This is a genomic window from Ensifer adhaerens (assembly GCF_002940685.1).
GTDB classification, from domain to species: Bacteria; Pseudomonadota; Alphaproteobacteria; order Rhizobiales; family Rhizobiaceae; genus Ensifer; species Ensifer adhaerens_E.
Genome location: NZ_PNFP01000007.1, coordinates 298205 through 322463 on the forward strand (window position 1 = coordinate 298205; position 24259 = coordinate 322463).

The 24259-nt window shown below is 63.4% G+C and carries 23 protein-coding genes; 15 read left to right on the top strand and 8 right to left on the bottom strand.

The window, feature by feature from the left end:
* Complete coding sequence (locus tag C1A35_RS16210) at positions 1 to 906, bottom strand: AraC family transcriptional regulator (RefSeq protein WP_104665314.1); 906 nt, start codon at positions 904 to 906, stop codon at positions 1 to 3.
* Positions 907 to 1003: 97 nt separating this feature from the next.
* Here C1A35_RS16210 and C1A35_RS16215 point away from each other — a divergent pair, with 97 nt between their 5' ends.
* The gene (locus C1A35_RS16215; RefSeq protein WP_104665315.1) at positions 1004 to 1747 is read left to right on the top strand and encodes an SDR family oxidoreductase; all 744 of its coding nucleotides are present in this window, start codon (positions 1004 to 1006) and stop codon (positions 1745 to 1747) included.
* Between the two features lie 29 nt (positions 1748 to 1776).
* Here C1A35_RS16215 and C1A35_RS16220 read toward each other — a convergent pair whose 3' ends face one another.
* The 3 genes from C1A35_RS16220 to C1A35_RS16230 form a co-directional block, all read right to left on the bottom strand.
* Positions 1777 to 2586, bottom strand: a complete 810-nt coding sequence (locus C1A35_RS16220) for a phosphate/phosphite/phosphonate ABC transporter substrate-binding protein (RefSeq protein WP_104665316.1) — start codon at positions 2584 to 2586, stop codon at positions 1777 to 1779.
* Positions 2587 to 2713: 127 nt separating this feature from the next.
* Complete coding sequence (locus C1A35_RS16225) at positions 2714 to 4993, bottom strand: methyl-accepting chemotaxis protein (protein WP_104665317.1); 2280 nt, start codon at positions 4991 to 4993, stop codon at positions 2714 to 2716.
* Between the two features lie 163 nt (positions 4994 to 5156).
* Positions 5157 to 5804, bottom strand: coding sequence for a TetR/AcrR family transcriptional regulator (locus C1A35_RS16230; RefSeq protein WP_104665318.1), 648 nt, complete (start codon positions 5802 to 5804; stop codon positions 5157 to 5159).
* A 133-nt stretch (positions 5805 to 5937) separates the two neighbouring features.
* On the opposite strand from C1A35_RS16230, the gene ligD reads away from it, so the two are divergent.
* From ligD to C1A35_RS16260, 6 genes are all read left to right on the top strand, one after another.
* Positions 5938 to 8418: a DNA ligase D gene (ligD, locus tag C1A35_RS16235; RefSeq protein WP_104665319.1), complete on the top strand. Its 2481-nt coding sequence runs from the start codon at positions 5938 to 5940 to the stop codon at positions 8416 to 8418.
* A 26-nt stretch (positions 8419 to 8444) separates the two neighbouring features.
* A complete protein-coding gene (ku, locus tag C1A35_RS16240; protein ID WP_104665320.1) occupies positions 8445 to 9329 on the top strand; it encodes a non-homologous end joining protein Ku in 885 nt (294 codons plus the stop codon).
* Positions 9329 to 10414 carry a tetratricopeptide repeat protein gene (locus C1A35_RS16245; protein ID WP_104665321.1) on the top strand — a complete coding sequence of 362 codons (1086 nt, stop codon included), beginning with the start codon at positions 9329 to 9331 and terminating at the stop codon, positions 10412 to 10414. The genes ku and C1A35_RS16245 overlap by 1 nt, the downstream gene beginning before the upstream one ends.
* 1 nt (position 10415) lies before the next feature.
* Complete coding sequence (locus C1A35_RS16250) at positions 10416 to 11057, top strand: alpha/beta hydrolase family protein (RefSeq protein WP_104665322.1); 642 nt, start codon at positions 10416 to 10418, stop codon at positions 11055 to 11057.
* A 13-nt stretch (positions 11058 to 11070) separates the two neighbouring features.
* Positions 11071 to 11844 (top strand): exodeoxyribonuclease III, encoded by a 774-nt coding sequence (xth, locus tag C1A35_RS16255; protein WP_104665323.1) that lies wholly within the window; start codon positions 11071 to 11073, stop codon positions 11842 to 11844.
* A gap of 155 nt (positions 11845 to 11999) precedes the next feature.
* Positions 12000 to 12206 carry a TOBE domain-containing protein gene (locus C1A35_RS16260; protein WP_104665324.1) on the top strand — a complete coding sequence of 69 codons (207 nt, stop codon included), beginning with the start codon at positions 12000 to 12002 and terminating at the stop codon, positions 12204 to 12206.
* 58 nt (positions 12207 to 12264) lie between these two features.
* Here the strand turns inward: C1A35_RS16260 and tsaA are convergent, their stop codons facing one another.
* The 4 genes from tsaA to C1A35_RS16280 are packed head-to-tail and all read right to left on the bottom strand — an operon-like array spanning position 12265 to position 15649.
* Complete coding sequence (tsaA, locus tag C1A35_RS16265) at positions 12265 to 12786, bottom strand: tRNA (N6-threonylcarbamoyladenosine(37)-N6)-methyltransferase TrmO (protein ID WP_104665325.1); 522 nt, start codon at positions 12784 to 12786, stop codon at positions 12265 to 12267.
* Between the two features lie 12 nt (positions 12787 to 12798).
* Positions 12799 to 13584: an ABC transporter ATP-binding protein gene (locus tag C1A35_RS16270; protein WP_104665326.1), complete on the bottom strand. Its 786-nt coding sequence runs from the start codon at positions 13582 to 13584 to the stop codon at positions 12799 to 12801.
* Positions 13581 to 14585: a FecCD family ABC transporter permease gene (locus C1A35_RS16275; RefSeq protein ID WP_104665381.1), complete on the bottom strand. Its 1005-nt coding sequence runs from the start codon at positions 14583 to 14585 to the stop codon at positions 13581 to 13583. The genes C1A35_RS16270 and C1A35_RS16275 overlap by 4 nt, the downstream gene beginning before the upstream one ends.
* Before the next feature lie 26 nt (positions 14586 to 14611).
* Positions 14612 to 15649 (bottom strand): iron ABC transporter substrate-binding protein, encoded by a 1038-nt coding sequence (locus C1A35_RS16280; RefSeq protein ID WP_104665327.1) that lies wholly within the window; start codon positions 15647 to 15649, stop codon positions 14612 to 14614.
* 228 nt (positions 15650 to 15877) lie between these two features.
* Here C1A35_RS16280 and C1A35_RS16285 point away from each other — a divergent pair, with 228 nt between their 5' ends.
* The 8 genes from C1A35_RS16285 to C1A35_RS16315 all read left to right on the top strand — a co-directional run bounded on the left by C1A35_RS16285 (position 15878) and on the right by C1A35_RS16315 (position 24243).
* A complete protein-coding gene (locus C1A35_RS16285) occupies positions 15878 to 17647 on the top strand; it encodes a cytochrome c biogenesis protein DipZ (protein WP_104665382.1) in 1770 nt (589 codons plus the stop codon).
* 10 nt (positions 17648 to 17657) lie between these two features.
* On the top strand, positions 17658 to 18389 hold the full coding sequence (gene msrA, locus C1A35_RS16290; RefSeq protein ID WP_104665328.1) for a peptide-methionine (S)-S-oxide reductase MsrA: 732 nt from the start codon (positions 17658 to 17660) through the stop codon (positions 18387 to 18389).
* 213 nt (positions 18390 to 18602) lie between these two features.
* Positions 18603 to 18833 (top strand): hypothetical protein, encoded by a 231-nt coding sequence (locus tag C1A35_RS16295; protein ID WP_104665329.1) that lies wholly within the window; start codon positions 18603 to 18605, stop codon positions 18831 to 18833.
* A 235-nt stretch (positions 18834 to 19068) separates the two neighbouring features.
* Positions 19069 to 19938, top strand: coding sequence for a DUF6625 family protein (locus C1A35_RS35975; protein WP_158665086.1), 870 nt, complete (start codon positions 19069 to 19071; stop codon positions 19936 to 19938).
* Positions 19939 to 20301: 363 nt separating this feature from the next.
* On the top strand, positions 20302 to 21102 hold the full coding sequence (locus tag C1A35_RS16300) for an SDR family NAD(P)-dependent oxidoreductase (protein WP_104665330.1): 801 nt from the start codon (positions 20302 to 20304) through the stop codon (positions 21100 to 21102).
* Positions 21103 to 21187: 85 nt separating this feature from the next.
* A complete protein-coding gene (locus C1A35_RS16305; RefSeq protein WP_440271536.1) occupies positions 21188 to 22534 on the top strand; it encodes an epoxide hydrolase family protein in 1347 nt (448 codons plus the stop codon).
* Between the two features lie 53 nt (positions 22535 to 22587).
* On the top strand, positions 22588 to 23226 hold the full coding sequence (locus tag C1A35_RS16310; protein WP_104665332.1) for a VOC family protein: 639 nt from the start codon (positions 22588 to 22590) through the stop codon (positions 23224 to 23226).
* A 75-nt stretch (positions 23227 to 23301) separates the two neighbouring features.
* Positions 23302 to 24243 carry a GlxA family transcriptional regulator gene (locus C1A35_RS16315; RefSeq protein WP_104665333.1) on the top strand — a complete coding sequence of 314 codons (942 nt, stop codon included), beginning with the start codon at positions 23302 to 23304 and terminating at the stop codon, positions 24241 to 24243.
* Positions 24244 to 24259 lie beyond the last annotated feature (16 nt).

Genomic DNA, 24259 nt, shown 5'->3' on the forward strand with positions numbered 1-24259 from the left:
CTACCAGGCGGTTGCCGCCCGCGCATAGCGCCCGGGCGACTGCCCGACATGGCGGCTGAAGGCCGTGCTGAAGGTGCTGGCTGATCCGTAGCCGACACGCTCGGCGACGGCGGCAAGGTCCAGCTCGCGTTGCCTAAGCAGGTCCTTGGCGATCGCCATGCGCCAGACGAGCAGATATTCCATCGGCGGCACGCCGACGGCGCGGGTGAAGCGCTCGAAGAAGACAGACCTGGAAAGCGCCGCCTCGCGCGCCAGTTCCGCCACGGTCCAGGCATGGGCCGGAGTGCTGTGGATCTGGCGAATGGCCGCCGCCAACCGCGCATCGGCGAGCCCGCGCAACAGGCCGGGTGTCGCACTTTCGCCTTGGATGGTGCGAAGCGCCTCGACGAGCATCACTTCCACAAGCCGCGCCAGAACCAGGTCGCGGCCGGGGCGCTCGTCGCGCGCCTCGTCTCCCACCATGCGCACGAGCGTCGAAAGCCGGTCGATCCCGCGCAAGTGCATCAAGGCCGGCAGCAGCGAAACCAAGAGCCAGGCATCGGGCGAGTCGAGAACGAAATAGCCGCCGAGCAGACGCACGTCCGGTTCGCCGTCCTGCCTGCCATGACGGACGTCGCCAACCGGCGACGGAACTGCCTTGGGATCGACGAAGGTTGGCTGCACCGGGTCGAAGCCCGAGATGGTGAAGCCGGGCGTGCTCGGCAACAACACGAAGTCGCCCGCCTGCAGCGTCACCGGCGCCTCGCCATCGACCGCCAGCCGGCACGCCCCCTCGGTGACGGTGCAAAAGCTCGGATGGCCGAACTCGGAATACCGCACCGCCCAGCGACCGGCGCCGCTGATGCCCTTGGTGAACACCGTGCGCGGGCGCAGAAGCTGGATAAGTTGCGAGAGCGGATCGGTCATTTCAGGACGATAGCAAATCAAATCAGGACTTCAAGCCGTAGAACGTCCGGCGTCGTCACCGTATTTCGTTTTCATCGCAACCACGAAGGATACCGCTATGAAAACTGTACTGATCACTGGCTGCTCTTCCGGCTACGGGCTGGAGACGGCGCGGCGCTTTCATGCCGAAGGCTGGAACGTGATCGCCACGATGCGCTCGCCCCGACACGATATCCTGCCGAAATCGGGGCGGTTTCGTCTGCTGGCGCTCGATGTCACCGATCCCGACAGCATCTCAGCCGTGATCGAGGAAAGCGGTCCGATCGACGCGCTCGTCAACAATGCCGGCATCGGCGTGGTCGGTGCCTTCGAGGCGACGCCGATGTCCCATATCCGCAAGGTTTTCGACACCAACACTTTCGGCGTGATGGCGATGACCCAGGCAGTGATACCGCAGTTCCGTACCCGCAAGGCGGGCGTCATCGTCAACGTCACCTCCAGCGTGACGCTTGCCGCCATGCCGCTGGCCGCGGCCTACACCGCCAGCAAGACGGCGATCACCGGCTTCACCGGTTCGCTTGCCCACGAGCTTGCCGCCTTCGATATCCGCGTCAAACTGGTCGAGCCGGGTTACGCGCCAACCACCCGCTTTGCCCACAACACCACGGTGCGGGTCGAGGACCTGATCCCCGAGGCCTACGCCGAATTCGCAGCGCCGATCTTCGCCCAATTTGCAGCTCCCCCTCTGGTGACGAAGGAGGCCGACGTCGCGGAGGCTGTTTGGCAGGCAACGAACGATTTGTCAGGCCAGCTCCATTTCCCGGCCGGCGCCGATGCGGTGGCGCTGGCCCAGGCACGCTGAAGATCCTGAGGCCTATCGCAGGTGCGCGCTCATGCGATCTCGGGGTAGCCGAGACGATGTGCGAAGCGCGCCAACTCGGCCACAGGCTCGTAATCCGCATCCGACAGAACCGCGAAGTCTTTTAGGCAAAGCACATCGCGGGCCTCAGCCAAATTGGGCTCCGTGATCGCCCGTCCGAGTGAGCCGCGCAGCAGCAAAAGCTCGTCGTCCGAGGCGTCGCCGCGGGTGATGAGCGGCAGGCCCGGCGTGCTCGCCGTGGCGGCCAGGACCCGCAGACCGGCCACGCGCTCCGGATCAAAACGTTGCGTGTTGCCGTAGGTCACGCAGTCGATCGCGGCCACGTCGGCAGTGCCCGATGCAACCGCGTCAATGCTTGCCAGATGACTTCCGGTTTCGGCAACAGAGGAGAAGAACAGGCCATTGCGGCTGTGGGGTGCGATTGCCGCGCGCAACAGATTGGTTCCGGAATTGCTGATCGGATCGTTGATGGTAACCCGCGTCCCCCTGAGATCTTCGAGGGAACGGATCGGGGCGTTTGCTCGCACGATGATGAAGCTGCACATGTAGGGCCCGTCGCAGCTCGGGTGCCCGTAGACCGGCGTAGCGACAAGGCGAACCTTGCCGCGCAGATGCCGGACATAGGGGTAACCGCAGGTTTGTGCGAGGAGCAGCGTCGGATGAAGCCAGGCCTCATCATGACGAAGGCGGCCATCCAACCGGTCGGGCACATCCGCCAGACCCTCGTGCCGCAGGTCGTCGCGCAGGAATTCCCAGAGCGCCGCCGTTGCGGCCGCGAGCGGCGGCGGGCTGACATACATCGCAAGGCTGGCTATCCGCATGGTTCCCCGCGCTCCATGAGCACTCCCGCCATGGCGTAAAATGCGTTCGGCGAAGCGTCAAGGCCATGGTCCTCGCGTCAAGGCGGTGGCACCTATGCGTCTGGACGGCGGCCGCCAGGGGGCGAGGTCAGGCCGTGCGGCGAAGGTCAGCCAGCTCTTCCGCGCGTGTTTCCGATCGACGTCCGCCGGATGTGGTGCGGAAGCGCGCGACCAGATCGAACAGGCCGGATGCCTGGCCGGAGAGCCTGTGGGTCATGGCGGTGCTGTCCTCGACCATTGCATTGTTCTGCTGGGTCACCGCGTCCAGCGACAGCATGGTCTGGTTGATGTGCTGCAAGTCGGTTGCCTGGTCGCGGGCGTCACCGGCGATCTGCAGGGTCTGCTCGTTGATCGCATGGATCTGACCGGAGATTTCGTCGAGTGCGTCGCCGGCGGCGCGTACCAGCGAAACGCCCTTTGCCACTTCGTCGGCCGAAGTCGTGATGATCGCCTTGATTTCCCGGGCGGCGTGCGCCGATTTCTGCGCCAGCTCCCGCACCTCGTGGGCAACGACCGCAAAGCCCTTGCCCGCTTCGCCGGCGCGCGCCGCCTCGACCCCTGCGTTCAGGGCCAGGAGGTTGGTCTGGAACGCGATGTCGTTGATCGTGCCGATGATCTGGGAGATGGCGACCGATCCCTTCTCGATCTGGGCCATGGCGCCGACGGCGTTCATCACCACCTCGCCCGAGCGGTCGGAGCTCGCCTTGGCGGCAGCCGCGATCGTGGTTGCCGATGTGGCGTGTTCGGCCGTGCGGCCGATCGTGGCGGTGATTGCGCTGAGGGCTGCGGTCGCTTCTTCCAAGGTTGCTGCCTGATGTTCGGTGCGTTTGGCAAGTTGACCGATGGCGTCGCGCATCTCGCCGGTCTCTCCGTCGATATCGGCGCTTCTCGCCTTCACGTCGCCAAGCGTCAATGCAAGGCTCTCCAGGGATTGGTTGAAGTCCGAGCGCAGGCGATCGAACCCGGCGCCGAAGGGCCGGTCGATGCGGGCGGTCAGGTCGCCCTGGGATAGACGTTCCAGTCCTGCGGCCAGCATTTCCACGGCCTCGTTGATCTGGTGTGATACTTCCGCCTGGGTCGCCTCGCGGCCCTGCCGCTCCTCTTCGATCATGGTCCGTGTCTGCGCCGCCTCTGCCTCAAGGCGGGCACGGTCGTGAAGAGCGTCGCGGAAGACGAGGACGGAGCGGGCCATGTCGCCGATCTCGTCCTTGCGGGTGCCGCCGACGCCGCTGATCGTCGTGTCGCCATCGGCAAGCCGGCTCATGTCGCGGACGAGACCGGTGATCGGGCGGGTCAGCCGGCGCGAATACCAGATGGAAATTGCCAGCGCGGCCGCCAGGACGGCGAGCGCAGCCGCAAGCGTCCAGTTGCGCAAGGCGGTGACGGCAGCGAATGCCTCTCGCGAGGTCATGACGGCGGCCATGGTCCAGCGGGTGCCGAAAGCATCGAGGCTGGTCGCCGCGAGCTGCGCTTCCTCGCCGCGGAAATCGGCAAGCCTGCTGCTGACGATGCCGCCCTCCGCCGGCTGATCGGCCACGATCCGGGCCTTGAGCATATCGTTGCCAGCCGTGGCGGCGCTGTCGGCGAGGAAGAACCCGTTCCCGTCGAGCAGGATCGTTTCGCCGGTTTCGCCAAGGCCGGTGCGGTTGCCGACGATTTCGCCGATCCGGGCGTCCGGCATCTCCAGGATCAGCGTGCCGATCTTGCCGTCGATCGATTCCAGCGGAATGGCGATGAAAGCCGCGGCGCTGCCGGCGAGCGGTCCATAGGTCTCGTAGGACGCAAAGGCCAATCTGCTCTTGTCCGTTCCCTCGGCCGTTTCCCGGAAGACGCGACCGAGACCCGTGCCCTTCCAGGTCGCTTCCTTGAGGTTGACGCCAAAGTTGCCCTTCTTGTTGAGGGAGTAGACGACGTTGCCGCTGAGGTTGGCAAGCAGCACGTCGCGATAGCCATGGGCTTCCGCGAAGCGGCGGAAAAACGGGTGATAACGCGCATGCAACGTGTCGTAGTCGTCGACGCCGGCGCTGCTGTAGAGCGCGTGCTTGTCTTCGGCGTTGGGGTTCTCCGCGAGATAGCGGCGCTGCAGTTCGGTCTCGGCCTTGTCGCCGAGCCTGGCTGTGGCGCCATTCAGGTCGCTGAGTGCCTTGGCGACGGACTTCTGCGCCTGCAGATTGCGCAGGTCGTTCTCCACGGTGGCGAGGTAATGGCGAAGCTCGTTGCGGCGGGCATCGGCGAGCGCCTCGAGCTTCTCGATCGCCGCGCGCGATGACAGGTCGCCACTGACCGTCAGGCTGGCAAGGCTGGTGGCGGCAATGGAAAAGGCAGCAAGAGCCGCCGCTGCGAGGGGAAGCTTCGCGGACAAACGCATAACAAGCACCGGGCTTAAGGGGAGGGAGGCCATGCCGAAGGCTGGTCGCGACGCCTCATGCGCCCGGCGGAAGGGCTTCCGCGCGGAGAGTTATACCGTCTCACGTTACAGCTTGATGACAGTTGGATGGCATCGTCAAAGTTTGTCGCGGAGGGCGGTGGCCCTATCTCGGCAAGGCGCCCGTCAGGAAAATGTCGGCGCAGCTTTCTGCTCGTGCCGTGATCGTCGCCTCGTCGATGGTGCCAAGGCAACCCATCATGACGGCGCGTTGCGGCTCCATCGCCATCATGCCGCGCAGCATGCCTGCGGTCAGACGCGGGTCGGCCACCGCGAGCCGGCCGTGGGCCACCTGGGTCCTCAGCCATCGCTCCAAGGTGGCACTTGTCCGCTGGATCGCCTGCTCCCAGAAGGTGGCAGCAACTTCGGGGAAGCGTTCTGCCTCGGCGAGCACCAGGCGGATGATCGCGATCGTGTCGCGCGAGAGCACGAGATGTCCGTAGGCGGCAAGCAGGTGCACCAGGCCACCCCTTACGCCCAGATCTTCCAGGTTTTCTTCATCGGCTTCCAGCACGAACTCGGCAATCCTGAGGGAGATGACGCGCTCGAACAGATTGGCCTTGGTCGGAAACAGCCGATAGAGCGTCTTGGTGGAAACGCCGGCATTCTGAGCGATGATATTGATGTTCGCCGCCTCGTAGCCGAAATCGCAGAATTGCCGTTCCGCGGCCAGGACGATCACCTGGCGCGTCTCGTCGTCCGGCCGGACCTGGGGACGGCCGCGGGAGCGTGGCGTCTTCTGCTTTTCGATCATGACGGCTTTCCAAATTCATCGAATTTTTAGGTGAGCCGAGTTGAGAAAGCAATTGTTTTCCGAAATTTCTGCGCCGCGTGTCCTGGCCGTGGCGCATATTGCGACCTTTGCGAACACGTTTTAGCTTTGCTGTATGGCGGCATCGAAACTCAAGGACTATCGCGCGAAACGGGATTTTTCCAGGACGCCGGAGCCTGCCGGGAGAACCGGTGGGGAGGGCAATCGTTTTGTCGTGCACAAGCATCACGCCACCGCCGATCACTATGATCTCAGGCTGCAGGTCGGCGACGTGCTGAAGAGCTGGGCGATCCCCAGGGGGCCATCACTCAATCCCGCCGACAAGCGGCTGGCGGTCGAGACCGAGGACCATCCGCTCGACTATATCGACTTCGAAGGCGTCATTCCCGAGGGCGAGTACGGCGGCGGGCCGATGATCGTCTGGGACGCCGGCGTCTGGGCGCCGATGGACGATATCGAGAAGAGCCTCAGGACCGGCGCCTTCAAGTTTCGTCTTGCCGGCGAGAAGCTCAATGGCGGCTGGATGCTGACTCGGCTGAAACCGAAACCGGGCGACGACGACAAGCGCAACTGGCTGCTGTTCAAGGAGCATGATCTCGCGGCCGACCCTGATGCCGACATACTGACGTTACGCCCGGAAAGCGTGAAAAGCGGCCGGCGGATCGAGGAACTGGTCGAGCTGCCGAAGAAGTCGACGAAGCGCGCCGTTCTCAAGCCCGGCGCATTGCCGGGCGCGGTGAAGGGCCCGAAGCCGCAACGGATCGAACCGCAGCTTGCCAGCCCGACGCCGAAGCCACCGGGCGGCCCGCCGGACAGGCCGGACAGGCCGGACAAGACGGACTGGCTGCACGAGATCAAATTCGACGGCTACCGCACGATGGCGGACATTTCGGACGGCAGTATCAGGCTCATCACCCGCAGCGGGCTGGACTGGACGAAACGCTATGGCGATCTGCCCGATGCCTTCCGCGAGCTGCCCTGCCGCGAGGCGATCATCGATGGGGAAATCGTCGTTCTCGACGACAAGGGCATCAGCCGTTTCGCGCTCTTGCAGGATGCGCTTTCGACGGGTGTGGACAGCAAGCTCGTCTTCTATGCCTTCGATATGCTCTACCTCGATGGCTGGAACCTGACCGAGGTCCCGCTGGAAAAGCGCAAGGCGCTGCTGGTGCAGCTGCTTGAAGGGCAGGTGTCCAGCCGCTCGGCCATCCAGTATAGCGACCATGTCGTAGGGGACGGGCGCGGGCTTTACGAGCATGCCTCGGAACTGGGGCTGGAAGGGATCGTCTCCAAACGCACCTCGGCGCCCTATCGCAGCGGCCGCACTCAGACCTGGACCAAGACGAAAGCGCTCAACAGCGATGATTTCGTGATCGCCGGCTATACCGTCTCCGAGGCCGCCGAAGGCCTTGCGGCGCTGGCGCTCGGGGAATGGGTGGACGGCGAGCTGCACTACCGCGGCAAGGTCGGAACCGGGTTCGATGCGGAGACGGCCAAACAGTTGCTCGTCCGGCTGGAAGCGTTGCGCGGTGGCGCGACGGCACTCGATGGCGCACCCAAGGAAATCCTCTGGGTGCGGCCGGTCCTGAGCGCCCGCATCCACTACTCCAACCGCACGACCGACAATGTCCTGCGTCATGCGGTCTTCAAGGGGCTTCGCGACGTCGAACTTTCTGCCCCGGCGGCTTCGCCGCGCAAGCGGCTGATCACGGACGCCGACCTTGCGACGATCCAGGTCACCAATGCCGACCGCCGGGTGTTCGGCAAATCCGGGCCGACCAAACTCGACATTGCCGTCTATTACGCGCTCGTCGGCGATTTCATGCTGCCGCACATCCTTGGTCGACCGGTGTCGCTCTTCCGCTGTCCCACGGGAAAGCGCACGGATTGCTTCTTCCAGCGCCACCCCTTCACCGGCATGCCGCCCTCCATCGTCAGCTTCAACGCGACCAATTCCGAGGGCGAGAGCAAGTCTTTCCTCTCGATCGAGGGCACGAAGGGCTATCTGGCGCTTGCCCAGTTCGGCGTGATCGAGCTTCACAGCTGGGGCTCGCGGCGCGCGCGGCTGGAGAAGCCCGATCGCATCGTCTTCGATCTCGATCCCGGCGAGGGCATCGCATGGCGCGACGTGGTCGAGGCCGCCGTCCATATCCGCGGCGAGCTGGAGGGGCTCGGCCTAGTTCCCTTCGTCAAGACATCGGGCGGCAGTGGCATCCATGTCGTCGTGCCCGTGACGCCGAAGCTCGACTGGAAGAAGACGCACCAGGCGACGAGCGCCATTGCGTCGCGACTGACGGCGACCGCGCCCGAGACCTTCACCACGACGATGGGCAAGGAGAACCGCGTGAAGCGGATCTTCATCGACTTCCACCGCAATGCCCGCAGCCATACGGCGGCCGCGCCCTATTCGCTGCGGGCACGCACCAACCTGCCGGCTTCGGCGCCGCTCCATTGGGCGGATCTGGAGACTATCGACGCTCCGGAGGATTTGAACTATTCTTCGCTGCCTGGACTTCTGGATACTTTCGGCGATCCCTGGGCGGATATCGACGACTTTGCCAAGGATCTGCCGCTTCTGTCCGAAACGAGGACGTAATGCGTTTGGCCGCGTAGGAGACATCAATGGCGCCCAGGGCAAGTTGGAAAGGTTATCTCAAACTCAGTCTCGTCAGTTGCCCCGTCAGGCTCTATCCGGCGACCAGTTCGAGCGAGCGCATCAGCTTCAATCAACTGCACAAGGATACCCATAACCGGATCAACATGAAGCCGGTCGACCCGGAGCTCGGCCTCGTCGAGCGCTCCGACCTGGTCAAGGGTTACGAATACGAAGACAAGAAATATATCATCATCGAAGACGCCGACCTCGAAAGCGTCCGGATCGAGTCCAACCACACGATGAACATCGAGGCCTTCGTCGACGAAGGCTCGGTCGACGTGATCTACCAGGACGCGCCTTATTATCTCGCGCCCGATGGCGCGATGGCCGAGGAAACCTTCGTCGTCCTGCGCGAAGCATTGAAGAAGAGCGGCAAGCTGGCGATTGCGCGCCTCGTGCTTTCAAGCCGCGAGCGGGTGGTGACCATCGGCGCGCGCGAAACAGGTATGTTCGTGTGCACTCTGAGAAATCCGAGCGAAGTGCGTGGAACAGCTGAATATTTCGGGAACATCCCCGTCGGTCATCCCGACCCGGAAATGCTGCAGCTTGCCGAAGCGCTGATCCAGCAGAAGATGACGGTGTTCGATCCGAAGAACTACGAGGATCGCTACGAGATCGCGTTGATGAAGATGATCCGTGAGAAGCTCAAGGGCCACAAGCCGATCATCGCGGCCGCCCCCGAGCGCGGTAATGTCATCAATCTCATGGATGCGTTGAAGGCGAGCCTGTCGCAGTCGAAGCCGCCGGCAAAGAGCAAGACCAAGGCCGAACCGGCCGCCAAGGAAGCAGGCAAGGCGGCGGCGCCTGCCAAGCGGGCAGCGGCAAAACCGGTCGCGAAGAAGAAAGCCTGATGGCTGTTGCCGGCCAGACATTCGGTATTGTCGGGGCGATCTCGGCCTTTCCGCGCCGGCTTGTGGCGCGGGAGGTCGAGCGCCAGCACGGGCATTTGCGCCGCGGCGTCACGCGCCAGACGACGTATCTGGTGTTCGGCCGGAGCCTGCTCGCCAAGTCGAGCGAAGCGGAGATCGAGGCTCGTTTCGATGCCGAGCATGCGGCCGGACGATGGCTTGTCAGCGAAAACGGATTCCTCCGGCTTCTCGGGCTTCTGTCCGTACCGGCGGCATCGGCGCTCACGCGCCAGTCATTGATCGACCAGGCCCGGCTTTCCCCGCGGGTCTTCGATCTGCTCTCCCTGTTCGACGCGTTCGAACACGACAGCGAGCCCTATTCCTTCCGCGACCTCATCCTTGCGCGGAAATATGCGGAGCTGATCGGAAGCGGCGCGACCTGGGGCGCGATCGCCCGGTCTGTGCACCGGTCAGGCCAGGTCGCCTCGTTGACGGCGCTTTCGCTGCACCACGGCGGGACCGATACGATCTATGCCCGCAGCGCCGAGGGCTTGAGCGAACTGAACGGACAGCTGCTCTTCGACCTCGGCACGCCTGACGATGCCGCCTTGGAAGATCTCTTCGATCTGGCGGAGGGGGCGGAAGCGAACGGCGACTACGAGCAGGCGGCCGCCTTCTATCAACGCTATCTTGCCATGGACCGGACGGATTCGGTTGCGGCCTTCAACCGCGCCAATTGCCTGAAGGCGGCGGGACACGCGCTGGATGCGGCGCATGACTACGCCCGCGCGATCAAGCTCGATCCCTCCTTCGTCGAGGCCTGGTTCAACCTCGCCGGGCTGATGAGCGAGCGGGGGCGAACCGACGCCGCGCGCAGGCATCTCAAGAAGGCGATCGAGATCGACGGCGACTATGCCGACGCGATCTTCAATCTGGCGAAACTCGAATTCGATGCGGGTGACCTCGGTGAAGCGCGGCGCTGGTGGAGCCGTTATCTCGAACTCGACAGCGATAGCGAATGGGCGCGGACGGCGGAACGCGGCGTGCAATATGTCGATTTGCACAGCCGTCCGAGAACAGCGGGCTGATATGGGCGACACATTCCTTCTTGACGGACCTGACGATGCGGATGTCACCATCCTCCTTGCCCATGGGGCCGGCGCGCCGATGGATTCCACCTCGATGAACGCGACCGCCAAGGCGCTGGCGAGTGCGGGCTTTCGTGTCGCCCGCTTCGAGTTCGGCTACATGGCGGCGCGGCGAACATCTGACGGGCGCAAGCCGCCGCCGCGCGCCGAAACGCTCAATCCGGAATACATCGCCGCCATCGAAGCGCTCGGGGCCAAGGGGCCGCTTATCATCGGCGGCAAGTCGATGGGCGGGCGGGTTGCGAGCATGGTCGCCGACCAGCTGCACGCAGCCGGCAAGATTGTCGGGTTGCTCTGCCTCGGATATCCCTTCCATCCGCCGGCAAAGCCCGAGCAGCTGCGCACGAAGCATCTCGCCGACCTCAAGACGCCGACCCTGATCTGCCAGGGAACGAGAGACGAGTTCGGCACGCGCGAAGAGGTTCCGAACTATACGCTTTCCGATGCGATCGAGGTCCTTTGGCTCGAGGACGGCGACCATGACCTGAAACCGCGCAAGAGCCTTTCCGGGTTCTCGACCGCGGATCACCTTCGCACCGTCGCCGATGCGGTTGCATCCTGGGCCGCCCGGCTGACGCGCTGATCTGTTTGCCGGGATGAAGATCGCCACCTTCAACATCAACGGCATCAGCAAGCGGCTCGAAAACCTGATCGCCTGGCTTAAGGAAACCAAGCCCGACATCGTCTGTCTGCAGGAACTGAAGGCGGCCGATCGCCAGTTTCCGCGTTCGGCGATCGAGGCGGCCGGGTATGGCGCGGTCTGGCAGGGGCAATCGGCCTGGAACGGTGTTGCGATCCTTGCCCGAGACAGCGAGCCGGTGCTGACCCGCGTCGGGCTCGACGGCGATCCCTTGGACAGTCAGGCGCGTTACATCGAGGCGGCCATCAGCGGAATCCTGGTCGCTTGCCTTTACGCCCCCAACGGCAATCCGCAGCCGGGGCCGAAGTTCGAGTACAAGCTTGCCTGGCACGCGCGCATGGCCAGACATGCTGCCGATCTTTACGCGCTCGATCTGCCTGTCGTGCTTGCCGGCGACTTCAACATCGTGCCGGAACCGCGCGACATCTACCCGACGAGCTCATACGACGACAACGCGCTGGTGCAGCCGGAAAGCCGCGCGGCATTCCGCGAACTTCTCGACCAGGGTTGGCTCGATGCGCTGCGCAAGGTCCATCCGAAGGACCAGCTTTTCACGTTCTGGGACTATCGCCGGAACCGCTGGGAGCGCGACGCGGGGCTGCGGCTCGATCATCTGCTGCTCAGCCGCAAGCTTTCCCGCAAGCTCACGGGTGCCGGTATAGACCGTGGCGTTCGTGGCATGGAGGGGGCGAGCGACCATGCGCCGGTGTGGGTCACGCTTCGCGATTGACCTCGCTATATTGCGGCGTGACCCAACGCGCAGCGGTGATACTGTTTCGCATCGTACGCCGCTACTCGCAGCCTTTGTCCGGGGTAAACCCGGTCCGGCTGTGGATCGGCGGCCAAACGCCGACGTCCCAGCCAGTGAACACGAAGGAAAACCGCATGAAAATCAGCGCACGCAACCGCCTCCAGGGCAAGATTGTCGAAGTGATCAAGGGCGCGACCACCGCCCATGTGCGTATCGACGTCGGCGGCTCGATCGTGACCGCAGCCATCACCAACGAGTCGGTCGACGAACTTGGCTTGAAGGTCGGCGGCGAGGCCTATGCGGTCATCAAGGCCTCGGACGTCATGGTCGGGATCGACTGATACGTTGAGGCTGGGGCGCACGGATCGTCTGTTGCGCCCTGCCAACTTTGAAATCGGGTCACGCCTTCTGGCAATGGTGCACGGGGCCGTCACCGGTTTCGAAATCGCCGCGCTGCGGTGGCGCGATCGGCTTGAACAGGGTGCGGTCGGGCTTCAGATCGATCAGCGGCGTGCCGTCGAGGCAATCGAGACCGCGCACGAGCAGGGTCGAACCTTCCACGGCTTCGCGCTTGACGATCGAAGTGCCGATCGGATTGGGCCGCACCGGCGAGCGCAGCGAGAACGTCCCATGCACCTCGCCGTTGCTGGCGGGGCTTTGCAGCACGAGGTCGCGCCTGGACTGATCGAGCCAATAGAGGATTTCTAGCCGCTCGAACGCCTCCACGCCTTTCAGCGCCAGAACCCAGGGCTCGAAGATCTCGATGCGGCAGAGCGGGCCATCGTGCCGGCCCTGGCGCGGCGTTTCCATGCGCGAAGTCCAGGGCGTTGCGATGCGGCCGATGAAGACGAGGCCGGCGTCGGTGGGCGCTGGCGGATCCACGGCCACCTCGTTCTCACGGATTTCGTTCTGGCGAACCATGGTCAGTTCCTTTCATGGCAGAGGGGCGGCGAAGCGTGGCGCGCAGAGACGGGCCTTGCTGCCGTCGATCGAGCCGATCACCACGTCGATGTCGTAGAGTTGCTTGAGGGCGGCGGCCGTCAACACCTCGCGCGGTGAGCCAAGTGCGATGAGCTTCGAGGCGTGGAGGAGCGCAACGCGGTCTGCAACGAGAAAGGCGTGATCCGGATTGTGCGTCGAGAGCACGACCGAAAGCCGGCGCTCTGCCAGCGACCGGATATGCGAGAGCACGCGCATCTGGTTGCCATAGTCGAGATTGGCGGTCGGCTCGTCCATGACGAGAATGGAGGGTTCCTGTGTGAGTGCACGGGCGATCAGCGCCATCTGGCGCTCGCCGCCACTGATCTCGGTATAGGGGCGCGTGGCGAGATGGGCCATGCCAAGGCCGGCAAGCGCCTCCATGGCGATCCGACGATCGCGGGCGCCAGGCGAGGAGAACGGCGCGAGGTGAGGCGCGCGTCCCATCAGCACGACCTCCAGCACCGTGAACGGGAAAAGTGCGGCATGCGCCTGCGGGACATAGGCGATCCGTTTGGCGCGCTGACGCCGCGACCAGGCTGAAAGCGGTTTGCAATCGAGGAGAATGTCGCCGGCCTTGACCGGCAGGAGACCGAGAACGGTCTTGAAAAGCGTCGTCTTGCCGGCGCCGTTGGGGCCGAGCAGAGCCAGAACCTCTCCGGTTGCAAGCGACAGGGAAATGTCGGCGCCCACCGTGCGTTCGCCATAGCCAAAGGCGAGCCCCCTGATCTCCAGCGTCATTGCCACGCCCTCCGCCCGGAGGCGAGCAGCCACAGGAAGAACGGCGCGCCGACGGCTGCCGTCAGGATGCCGAGCGGCACTTCGATCAGCGCTATGCTGCGCGCCAGCATGTCGACAACGAGCAGATAGGCGGAACCCGATATCATCGACGCCGGCAGCAGACGGCGGAAGTCGGGACCGACCAGCATGCGCGCGATATGCGGGATGACGAGCCCGATCCAGCCGATGACGCCGCTGACGGAGACGGCGGCCGCGGTGATCAGCGTTGCCGCGGCGACCAGCACGGCGCGCGTCAAACGCGTGTCGACGCCCAAGGTCTGGGCTTCCTCGTCGCCGAGCGTCATCAGGTTCATGCGCCAGCGAAAGAGCACCAAAGGCACCAGCCCGACCAGAAGCGCCGGCAGGATCGAGACGACGTCGAGACGGGTGATCGCGGTCAGGCTGCCGAGCAACCAATAGGTGATCGCCGGTAGCTGGTCGTAGGGATCGGCGAGGATCTTGATCAGCGATATGCCGGCACCGACGAGTGCACCGACGGCGATCCCGGCCAGAACCAGCGTCAGCGCCGGATCGCGTCCGCGGATTGCCATGCCCACCGCATAGGCCGCCGCGACCGCGAGCAACCCGCCGGCAAAGCTCACGGCCTGGATTGCGATGACCGGCAACGAGAGAAAGATGCCGATGACGGCGCCGAGGCTGGCGCCGCCGGAAACGCCGAGTATATCCGGTGAAACGAGGGGATTGCGGAAGAGCCCCTGATAGGTGGCGCCGGCTGCTGCAAGGGCTGCGCCGATCAGGATCGCGCCTGCCACGCGCGGCAGCCGTACGTTCCAGAGCACGGTCGACAGCACCGGATCAGTTGCCTGCCCGGAAGCTGCCGAGCGCAGCGCTGCGACAATCTCCGATGGGCCGGCATATTTGCCGACCGCCATCGACACCAGCGCCAGCAGGAAGAGCGCGCCTGCGAGCAGCCAGAGGCCGCCTTTGCGCTCGGCGACCATCACTTCCGACGCTTCCTGCCTGCGGTTCATTTCGAAGCCGGCACCGCCCCCTTCAGGAGCGTGGCCACTTGTTCGTCCGTCGGGTCGACCTGGTAGAACAGCTTGTAGAAATCGCGGGTCTCCTTCGCGAGATCGCCGTTGAAGCTTTCGGGATAAAACAGCTTCTGCAGCCATGCGACGCCGATCAGGCGGTTGATGGCGGGCGGCGAGTCGAACCAGCCGTAGGGAAGCGACGGAGCGGTGAACACCCGGCCGTCCGTGACGGCCTTCACGTCGGCCCAGAGCGGGTCCTTCTTGGCCGAGGCAGCGAACTTGCCGCTTGCGGCGATGATGACGTCCGGGTTCCAGGAGAGGACCTGTTCGTGCGACACCTGGGTCAGACTGCCCTTGCCGGCGGCAGCCGCGACGTTCTCGGCGCCGACGGCTTCGAGAATCTCGACATTGATGGAGCCGGCAAGGCCCGTTTCCAGCCCTTCCGGGCCACGACCATAATAGACGCGCGGCCGCTGGTCGGCGGGGATCTTGGCGAGGCTGTCGTTCAGATCCTTGATCCGCCGGTCGGCGTAGGTCGCGAGTTCTTCCGCACGTTCGGTGACGCCAAGCAGCGCGCCGACGTCGCGCAGCGTCTTGCCGCTGTCGGCAAAACGGCCGTCGATCAGCACGTAGGGAATGCCTGTTTGCGCCTGCACCTTGTCGGCAAGCGAGCGGTAGGTATCGTTGACGGTGCCGACGTCGAGAATGATGTCCGGTTTGGCGGCAAGCACCGCCTCGACATTGGCGCTGCCGCCCTTGCCTGTGAGTTGGCCGTAGGTCGGCAGGTCGTGAACGGACGGCAGCAGATATGCCTTTTGCTCATCCGTCGTCTCGCGCACCCAGCCGGCGAGCTTGTCCGGCGCGAGAACATAGGTCAGCACCGAGGCCGGCGGCCCGGCAGCAAGCACGCGGGAGATGGTATCGGGCACCTCGACTTTTCGCCCGGCGGCATCGGTGATCGTACGCGCCTCGGCTGTGCCTGAGGCAAGGCCGAGCATGGCGGAGAGGATTATCGCAAGAGATTTCAACATGGAGGCCACGATAGCGAGAGGGATCGGTCGGGCCGCACTATGGCACAGCGTTATATCTCATGGAATATATTGATTACGCGATTTGCGATGGTCAGGGGGCACCCTGATGCACTGAGATACAAATCCGCCCTTGTCGGAAACATCGGCGATACGTCGCGATGGTCCTCTGCCGCACATATCAAGCGATCGCTGTGCACCACGCAATCGATCCAGTGCGGAGAGACGATGATGATCCTCTTTGTTGTAGCCTATCTTGCAGGCGTGCTGACGATCGTCAGCCCCTGTATCCTGCCGGTGCTGCCATTCGTGTTTGCCCGCGCCGACCAACCGTTTTCCACCAGCATTCTCCCAATGCTGCTCGCCAAGATAGTCACCTTCGCGGGCATCGCCTCGCTTGCAGCACTCGGCGGCAACTGGGCGGTGCAGGCGAACGAATACGGTCGCTACGCCGCGATCGCGCTGCTCGCAGTCTTCGGCATGACGCTGCTGTCGACACGAGCGGCCGCCTTCGTGACCGGGCCGCTCGTCGAACTCGGCAACCGACTGTCGCGAAAGGCCGCGACCGGGGAGAAGGGCAGCGTCGGCGGCGCCATCCTTCTTGGCGTTGCGACCGGGTTGCTCTGGGCGCCCTGCGCCGGACCGGTGCTCGGCCTCGTCTTGACCGGCGCGGCGCTGAATGGCGCGAATGTGCAGACGACGCTTTTGCTTGCCGCCTATGCGGCGGGTGCCGCGACCTCGCTGGCGCTTGCCGTCCTTGCCGGCGCCCGGGTGTTTGCTGCCATGAAGCGCTCGCTCGGTATTGGCGACCGCATCCGCCAGGGTCTCGGCGTCGCGGTGCTCGCCGGGGTGGGAGCCATCGCGCTCGGCCTCGACACCGGTCTGCTGGCGCAGCTTTCCTATGCGAGCACGTCGGGCTTCGAGCAGTCGATCCTCAATCGCCTGCGCAGCGATGCCTCGCCCGTGGATGTCGCCAGCACCCGCATGACCCTGGCAGCAAAGGATGCGCGACAGGCGGCCTATCGCAGCGACCTTCCGGTCGAAGGTCCGTTTCCGTCGCTTGACGGTGCCGTGCAGTGGCTGAATTCGAAGCCGCTGACGCCGGCCGAGCTTCGCGGCAAGGTCGTGCTCGTCGATTTCTGGACTTATTCCTGCATCAACTGCATCCGCACTATTCCTTATGTCCGGGCCTGGGCGGAGAAGTACCGGGACCAGGGCCTGGTCGTCATCGGCGTGCATGCGCCGGAATTTGCCTTCGAAAAGCAGATCGGCAATGTCGAAAAGGCGGTGCGCGATTTCAAGATCACCTATCCGGTGGCGATCGACAACAACTTCGCCATCTGGCGCGCCTTCTCCAACAGTTACTGGCCGGCTCACTACTTCATCGATGCCGAAGGGCAGATCCGCTACACCCACTTCGGCGAAGGCGACTATGAAGGTTCCGAGCGGGTGATCCAGGATCTGCTGGCGGAAGCCGCCGGCAGGAAGAAGGCCGAAGGCGACTTGGTCAAGCCGAATGCGAAGGGCGCCGAGGTCTCGCCGGATCTGGCACGCCTCGGCTCCAGCGAGACCTATGTCGGCTACGAGCGGGCGGCGCACTTCGTGTCGCCGGAGGGCGTTTCGGCCGATACCACCGCGCGGTACACGGTCGACGAGCCGGGTCTCAACGAATGGGGTCTCAAGGGCAACTGGACCATTGGAGCCGAGCAGGCGCGTGTCAACGAGACCGGCGGCGGCATCACCTACCGGTTCCGCGCCCGCGACCTGCACCTGGTGCTCGGGCCCGGCGCCGGCGGCAAGCCGATCCCATTTCAGGTGACGATAGACGGGGCCGCGCCCGGAGCGGACCACGGCGCAGATATCGACGCGACGGGCAAAGGCGCCGTCACGGAGACCCGCCTTTATCAACTCGTGCGCCAGTCGGGTGCGGCAAGGGAACGGACCTTCGAGATCCGCTTTCTCGAACCCGGTGCAGAAGCCTTCGTTTTCACTTTTGGATGAGAGTTCAGAGATGGCCGACAAACAACAACATGGGCGCCGCGTCCCTGTTTTTGCCCGAGGCGTGTTCGTTACGCTGGCACTGGTTGGTGGCGGGCTGACGCTCGCCCTTGACGAACCGGCGGCACAGGAGGCCAAGCCCGTTCCCAGGGTGCTTCACGATATCGCTTCAACGGAAACAAGCCAGACGGCGGTGCTGGCGGGCGGTTGCTTCTGGGGCGTGCAGGCGGTGTTTCAGCATGTGGTCGGCGTCGCCGGCGTCAGGGCAGGCTATGCCGGCGGCAGCGCGGAGAGGGCGACCTACGAGCAGACGGAAACCGGCACCACCGGGCACGCCGAAGCGGTTGAGATTACCTACGATCCCCGGCAGGTCAGCTATGGGCGACTGCTCGAGATCTATTTCTCGGTTGCGCATGACCCGACACAGGTCGGCGGGCAGGGGCCGGACAGGGGCCCGCAGTACCGATCGGCGATCTTTCCGCGCGATGAAAAGCAGGCAAAGGTTGCTTCCGGCTACATCGCGCAACTGAACGCGGCAGGCGTCTTTTCCCGGCCGATTGCGACGACGATCGAACAGGCCAAGGGGTTCTATCAGGCGGAGGCCTATCACCAGGACTACGTCTACAACAATCCGGGCCAGCCCTATGTTGTCATTTACGAGCAACCGAAGATTGGTGCCCTGCGTCACCTGTTCCCGAGCCTCTATCGCGAGAAACCCGTGCTTGTGGCCGACAGCGCGTCGTAGCTGGTCGATTAGGTCAGGAATTGCAGCAACGAGCCGACCGGTTTGGAGCTACTTCGCAGCAGCGCGTGCCGGTTCCGCCAATACACAAGGACACAGTATCGCGGCCGATCGGACATATCCGCGATACGCCCAGAGGACACTCTGGCGATGGGTAAGGCTTGTGCCCGCGAGACGGGCGAGCCGCTGCGGTCATGATAAACGGAAGGAGCCATCATGCGTATCGTCGCAACAGTTTTCGCCATAGCCGTCCTTGCCGCGGCGCCGTGCGCCTGGGACAGCAGCCCGGGCGAGCCCTCGCTCCTTGCTGTGCTCGTCGCCGGTTCGGCGACCGCAAGGGTGGTGCCCGGGCCGCAAGTGACCGCCAACCAAGGCGGAGGATCGCTGCAGGAGGCGCCGCAAGCGGAACTGGCTGATCCCTTTATGCCGACGATCTCAATGCCATGATTGGCCAGACGGCGGACATTGACCTGCAGGAAGTGGCGCGAGACGCCTAATATTTCGAGCATCCTATCCCGTGGGTTGATGTCCTCGAGCCCCGGCCGGTCTGCCGCCAAACGAGATTGATAAGCGTTGCATAATTTAACCAGTGCCTATTTGATGTTGATCATGCCGGAGATCATCTTGGTTCATAGCCAAAGTTGTAATAAGTGACGGGATATCTTTAGGCGAGGCACTTTTCATGAAGAGATTATTACTTATCTCACCTTGGTTTGGGAAATGGCCAGCGTGGATTAACTTCTTCATTGAGTCATGTAAGCACAACAGTGAAATTGACTGGCTGATACCCACGGATCAACCGGAACCTGAAAACACGGCTCCAAATGTCAAGTTCGTACATTGTGCATTCGATGCATATAAGGAGAGAATATCAAACGATATAGGCGTCGATCTTCATCATATTCCCCCATATAAGTTGTGCGATCTAAAGCCATTTCTGGGATTGAGTTTTGCAGAATATCTGGAGGGTTACAAATCTTTTGGATATTGCGACCTTGATGTCATTTGGGGGGATATCAGATCGATCTACACCGATGAAATTCTTGATAATTACGATGCCGTTTCATCGCATTCAGATATAATGGCCGGGCATCTTTCGATCTTTAAAAATACTAAAAAAATGCGCACATTGGGTAGGCGTATTCCGGAATGGCGCTTACGCATAGCGTCGGTTGAGCATCTTTCTTTGGATGAACGCGCTCTGACAAGTATTATGAGGCCAAGGCGAAAGCATTTTATCAAAAAGTTGATGGCGCCAAAATCATTGATGGTCGAGCGTTATACAACGCCAGGCGGTGGTGAACGGCTTTGGCCAGATGGCTCAGCTAGTCCTGATGAATGGACTTGGAAAAATGGACAGCTAACAAATGAGCGCTACTCGTCTGGGATACTATATCTTCATTTCATGTTTTGGCATTCAAACCGCTGGCGGCGGCCACACACGGGGGAAGCTCCGTGGCCAAGGTTGGACAGTATTGTTCAATGCGATTGGCGGGAAGCTGCGCAAGATGGGTTTTCAATTTCCCCGGCCGGCATTCGTTTGTTGCCCTAAGTGTTGCAAAGCCTGAATTCTGAACGAGCCAATACGACAGCGTGCAAGACAGGAAGACGGGGCCGATTTTTCGGCCCCTTTTCTTTTGCGGGGCAGCCACATGGCCGAGGGGGAGATTTCGTATCGGCCCGCAATCAGGCTCGGCCATTCGAACATTGAGATACAGAACCGGCGGCTGCCGAACATATGGCCGATACACGGCGCACGCATGGTCGCGGCGAGATTTGGTCTTGCAACAGGTTGGTACGGCTCCAAGGCCCGATAAGAGACGAGAATGGCTCAAAACGCCGGAATTACGACATTTGAGCCATTGCCTTTCCACCGTACCATCTGGGCTCCAAACCCAAGGCAAAGGAGCTTGAAATGAGCAGGAATTCCAAAGGCACGGCACTCATCACCGGCGCGTCCTCCGGTATCGGTGCGATCTATGCCGACCGCCTGGCGCGCCGCGGCTACGATCTGATCCTCGTTGCCCGCAACCGCGAGCGATTGAACGGTCTTGCAAGCCGCCTGACGGACGAGACGGGGCGCGCCGTCGAAGTCGTCGCAGCGGACCTCGGCAACAGGGACGATGTCAGGCGGGTCGAGAAGATCCTGCAGGCTGATGCGAGCATAACGGTGCTGATCAACAATGCGGGAGTCGGTGCCACCGCGCCGCTACTCGCCTCCGACGTCGACAAGATGGAAGAGATGATCACGCTGAACGTTAACGCCCTGACGCGGCTGACCTATGCGGTCGCACCCGGATTTGCCGCGCGCAGCGCCGGTACGATCATCAACATCGCCTCCATCGTCGGCGTCGCGCCCGAACTCCTGAACGGCGTCTACGGCGGGACCAAAGCTTTCGTGCTGGCCTTCACCCTGTCGCTGCAGAAGGAGCTTGCTGACAAGAACATCCGCATCCAGGCCGTGCTGCCCGGTGCGACGGCGACCGATTTCTGGGAGATCGCGGGCACGCCGATCGAGCATGTCCCAAGCGAGATCGTCATGCGGGCCGAGGATATGGTGGATGCGGCACTTGCCGGTCTCGACCAGGGCGAAGTGATCACGATCCCCGCGCTGACGGATGCCGCCGACTGGGCAGGCTATGAGGCCGCCCGCCAGAAACTCATGCCGAACCTTTCCAGAAGCGCACCCGCCGCTCGCTACAACATCGGGGGGTAGCTCCCGACCTGTTTCCGGGCTCCTCCCATCCCGGATTTACGCGGCGATGCCTTGAGGCATCGCCGTCCCTCGAACCAGGAGAATGATGATGTCCAGACGCTACTTGCCAACTGCCAGGAGCAGTCGCTTGGCCGCCCTCGCGCTGTCCGGAGCGATCGCGATCCTGCTTCCTTCGCTCGCCGCCCATGCCGCAGGGGCCTCCTCGGCGGGCAGCGCCCAGATCACGGCTGCGGCAAGGCCTGCTGCCGACGAATCCATCCGTCCGTTCCAGTACCATGCAAGCGATGCGGCCCTTGCCGATCTCAAGCAGCGCATAGCGGCGACCAAATGGCCGGACCGGGAACTGGTGGGCGACGGCACCCAGGGCGTCCAGCTCGCCACCATGCAGAAGCTTGCCGACTATTGGGCGACCACATATGACTGGCACCGGCTGGAAAAGAAGCTCAACGACCTGCCGCAGTTCGTGACCAACATCGACGGCGTCGACATCCACTTTATCCACGTGCGCTCCAAGCACAAGAACGCGATGCCGCTGATCGTCACCCACGGCTGGCCGGGCTCGATCATCGAGCAGTTGAAGATCATCGATCCTCTGAGCAATCCGACGGCGTATGGCGGCACCGAAGCCGATGCTTTCGACGTGGTCATTCCGTCGCTGCCCGGCTACGGCTTCTCCGGCAAGCCGACGGAGCGCGGCTGGGATCCGGTGAGGATCGCACGGGCGTGGGCGGTGCTGATGCAGCGTCTCGGCTACGCACATTACGTCGCGCAGGGTGGCGACTGGGGTGATGCGGTCACCGAGCAGATGGCGCTGCAGCAGCCGGCCGGCTTGCTCGGCATCCACACCAATATGCCGGCGACCGTTCCGGCCGAGATCCAGAAGAGCCTGGATGCCGGCCAGCCGGCGCCAGCGAACCTCTCGGCCGACGAGCGCCGCGCCTATGAGCAGCTCGATTTCTTCTACCGGAATGGTCTCTCCTATGCGCAGGAGATGAGCAAACGTCCGCAAACGCTTTACAGTATTGAGGATTCGCCGATCGGGCTTGCGAGTTGGATGCTCGACCACGACGCCCGCAGCTACGAGCTGATTGCCCGCGTCTTCGACGGCCAGAAGGAAGGTCTAAGCCGCGATGACGTGCTCGACAACATCACGCTTTACTGGCTGACCAACACAGCCGTGTCGTCGGCGCGGCTCTATTGGGAGAACAAGCTCGCCTTCTTCCAGCCGAAGGGCGTGCAGATCCCGGTGGCCGTCAGCGCATTTCCGGACGAGCTTTATCAAGCGCCGAAGTCCTGGGCGGAGAAGGCGTTCCCCAAGCTCATCCATTATAATCGTCTCACCAAGGGCGGGCATTTTGCAGCCTGGGAGCAGCCGGAAGCCCTGGTCGATGAACTGAGAGCTTCCTTCAAGTCACTGCGTCAACCGAGCTGAGAGCAAGGGGCGTGCGGAAGTGCGCCCCACCGTTGCAACAAAGGAGAAGTGTCATGACAGGTGCAGCTAGCGAGAACAGGGCGCCATCGGTCGATCTGAAATTCGAGGTCGCCCTCATTCCGGTTTCGGATGTCGATCGCGCCAAGGACTTTTATGGCCGCCTCGGTTGGCGGCTCGATGCCGACTTTCCCGTCGGCGATACATTTCGCGTGGTGCAGTTCACCCCTCCCGGCTCGCCGGCGTCGATCCACTTTGGCACGGGATTGACCTCGGCCACTCCCGGTTCGGCAAGCGGGCTTTACCTCGTGGTCTCGGATATAGAAGCCGCGCGTGCGGAGCTGGTTGAACGCGGCGCTAAGGTCAGCGAAATCTTCCACCGTGAAGGCCCCGGAAAGCCGCCGGTAAGCGGCCGCGATCCGGCGCGCCGCAGCTACCGCTCCTACGCCACCTTCAGCGACCCCGATGGAAACGGCTGGCTGCTGCAGGAAGTGACCGAGCGCCTGCCTGGAAGGGTTGACGGTGACGTCACGGGCTTTACTTCGGTCGCCGATCTTGCCGCGGCTCTGCGTCGCGCTGCCGCCGCGCATGGCGAACACGAGAAGCGCAGCGGTGGTGAACACGACCACAATTGGCCGGATTGGTATGCGGCCTACATGGTGGCAGAACACGCGGGCAAGCCGCTTCCCGAGTAAGCCATTGCCCCGACCGCCCGTGTTTCTCCCATGGCGTAAATATGGTACAAACGACCATTCCAGACAGGGGGTGACATGCACAGGATCGGCTACGTCGTCTTTCCGCGGTTTCAGCTCATGGGGTTCGCGGCGGTCACTGCCTTCGAGATCGCCAATCTGACGCTCGGGGAGCAGGCTTACGAAATCGAATTGCTGTCGGAGGCCGGCGGCGAGATCAAGTCGTCCGCCGGTTTCGGCGTGCTGACGAAGGCCTTCGACGATGCGGTCTATGAAACCGTCATGTTTGGCGCGGGGACCGAGATCGAACCGGTTTCTCCCGGGCTGGTCGCCTTCGCGCGCCACGCGCTCAAGGCATCGCGGCGGGTGGCCGCGCCTTGCACCGGTGCCTTCATCCTGGCGGAATCCGGGCTGCTCGACGGCCGTCGCGCCACGACCCACTGGGTGTTTGCGCGTCAGCTGCGGGATCGTTTTCCGGAGGTGCGGGTCGAGGAGGATCGCATCTTCATCGTCGATGGCAGCGTGTGGACTTCCGCCGGCATGACGGCCAGCATCGACCTGGCGCTGGCAATGATCGAGAAGGACCATGGCGAGGATGTCGCGCGGCAAGTGGCGCGCAAGCTCGTCGTCTATCACCGGCGGGCCGGCGGCCAGTCGCAGTTCTCCGCGTTGCTCGAGCTCGATCCAAAGTCGGACCGCATCCAGAAATCGGTCAATTACGCCAAGGCCAACCTGCGCAATGTCCTGTCGGTCGAGGAGCTTGCGGACGCCGCGGGCCTGAGCGCGCGCCAATTCAGCCGCGCCTTCCGCTCCGAGACCGGCCAGTCGCCGGCCAAGGCTGTCGAGCATCTGCGCGTGGAAGCCGCGCGGCTCTTGATGGAGCAGGGACGTCACTCCATGGACGTGATTGCCGAGCAGACCGGTTTCGCCGACAGCGATCGCATGCGCCGGGCCTTCTTGCGCACGCTCGGGCAACCGCCCCAGACGATCCGACGCAATGCGCGCGAAGGCGTTGCCTGACGGCGAGACCGCCTCT